Annotated in this window: 3 protein-coding genes; all 3 read right to left on the reverse strand. The window is 64.3% G+C overall.

Annotated features, from left to right (window positions below):
- Positions 1-458: 458 nt before the first annotated feature.
- Entirely contained in the window at positions 459-824 is a 366-nt protein-coding gene (locus FW784_RS14880) for a prepilin-type N-terminal cleavage/methylation domain-containing protein (protein ID WP_149353876.1), read from the reverse strand.
- Between the two features lie 594 nt (positions 825-1,418).
- Positions 1,419-1,784 carry a type IV pilin protein gene (locus FW784_RS14885; protein WP_149353877.1) on the reverse strand — a complete coding sequence of 122 codons (366 nt, stop codon included), beginning with the start codon at positions 1,782-1,784 and terminating at the stop codon, positions 1,419-1,421.
- Positions 1,785-2,029: 245 nt separating this feature from the next.
- Positions 2,030-2,200: helix-turn-helix domain-containing protein (locus FW784_RS13685; RefSeq protein WP_328592734.1), on the reverse strand; the 171-nt coding region annotated here is incomplete at its 5' end.

Consider the following 2,200-nt stretch of genomic DNA (forward strand, 5'->3'; position numbering starts at 1 on the left):
TGGAGGGCGTGCTGGATCGCGGCCCGCTCGATTTCCTCGATGTACGAGGGCAGGGCGCTGGTGGCGGTGTCGCGCGGGCAACGGTCCGCGGGCGCCACGGCGGCGGCCTGAGTCATTGCCGGGCTGATAACTGTGGGCAGCGTACGACAGGTTGTCGGCATCGAGCCGGGCCCGGTGCATAACCCGGTTGTTGATAACGCTGGCCTGGCCGTCGAAGAGAAGCCCACCGCTCAGGCAGGTGCTCAGCCGCAGCATCGTCAACAGGGCGCCGGAAAGGCAGCCGAGTGAGGACGGATGTGTTTTGCGATTGATACCTGCCGCATCGCCTTGCCGGTGGTTCAAGACGGCATGGCGCATCGAAGTCGTCATGCGGTTCCGGGCTCGGCAGCACCCCCCCCCCCCCAAAAAAAAAAAAGAACCCGGCTTGCGCCGGGGTCTGATTGCTGCGCAGGCCGCGATTACGGGACCACAGTGAGGGTACAGGTGCCGGTGCTGCTATCGCAGACCGTGGTCGCCAGCAACGAAGCATTGCCCTTCGTCTGCGGGGTAAATGTCACCGACTGCGCCGTGCTGTACATGGCGGTCGTCAGCTGCGAAGGCGAGCCGCTCACGCAGGCGGTGCCCGCGAAGGTGGCGGATGCACGGCCGTTGGCGATATCCGCCACTGCGGTATTCATGAAGGCCTTGCCTTCTGCCATGCACGCACCGTTCGACGAACGCTGGGTGTAGTTGCGGTACTGCGGCAGCGCGATGGCGGCCAGGATCGCGATGATCGCGACGACGATCATCAGTTCGATGAGGGTGAAGCCTTTCTGGTTCTTCATGGTGTATCCCCTGGGAGTGTTTTTTATGTCATCGACAGTACGCGGGACTCGCCGGGTCCCTGGTCTGACGTGCGCGATGTCCGTGCATTAGTGTGCCCGCACGATCCGTGCCAACCGTTTCGGCCGCTACGGGGGCGCGCTTTCGAGTGGCCTGTCACGCATGGGGCGTTGCGCCGCACGGTTCCTGACGTGATGCGTCAACTTGCGCGGACTGCTGACGCGTCGCGTCACGCCGGCGGGTCAATCGATCCCGAGCTTCTTAAGCCTGGTGCGCAGGGCGCGAATGATGTTGGTCGGTGCGGCCGCGACGCGGATATCGTTGCAGCGGTTTTCCTAGAGGACGTGCCGGACCACGGCACTCTGCGCCCCACCGCATCCAGTGACGCGAGCCTGCGCGACGGCAACATGGCGCAGAATAGCTTCGAGGCAGGTCGATCAGCTCCGCTAACGCTTGAACGCGCTTCCTCGCCTTGCCAGTGGTTCACGACTGCGTGGCGCATCGGAATCGCCGAGGCGGTTCCGGGCTCGGCAGCACCCCCCCCCCGAAATAAGGAACCCGGCTTGCGCCGGGTTCGATTGCTGCGTCGAGCGCGATTACGGCACCACGGTGAGGGTACAGGAGCCGTTGCTGCTATCGCAGACCGTGGTCGCCAGCAGGCTGGCATTGCCCTTGGTCTGCGGGGTAAAAGTCACCGACACCGGCGTGCTGTACATGGCGGTCGTCAGCTGCGAAGGCGAGCCGCTCACGCAGGCGGTGCCCACGAACGTGGTGGATGCACGGCCATCGGCGATATCCGCCACTGCGGTATTCATGAAGGCCTTGCCTTCTGCCATGCACGCACCGTTCGACGAACGCTGGGTGTAGTTGCGGTACTGCGGCAGCGCGATGGCGGCCAGGATCGCGATGATGGCGACGACGATCATCAGTTCGATGAGGGTGAAGCCTTTCTGGTTCTTCATGGTGTATCCCCTAGAAGTGGTTTTGGATCTTCACGGATGAGTACGGACGACTCGCCGGGTCCTTGGTCCGCCGTACGCGCTATCCGTTCATCCCGAAATACGCATACGCCGGGAAAACCGTCTGAGCCAGTAGGGAGGGCCGCTTTCGGGCGGCCTGTCACGCATGGCGGCGTTGGGCTTCACGGTTTCCGGCGCGCTGCGTCAGCTTCGGCGGGCTGATGACGCATCGCGTCACCGCCGGCCGGTCAGTCGATCCCGAGCTTCTTCAGCTTGTAGCGCAGGGCGCGGAAGGTGATGCCCAGCGCCGCCGCCGTGCGCGTCTTGTTGTAGCGATTTTCCTGGAGGGCGTGCTGGATCGCGGCCCGCTCGATTTCCTCGATGTACGAGGGCAGGGCGCTGGTGGCGGTGTCGCGCGG

Source organism: Cognatilysobacter lacus (genome assembly GCF_008274655.1).
GTDB classification, from domain to species: Bacteria; Pseudomonadota; Gammaproteobacteria; order Xanthomonadales; family Xanthomonadaceae; genus Cognatilysobacter; species Cognatilysobacter lacus.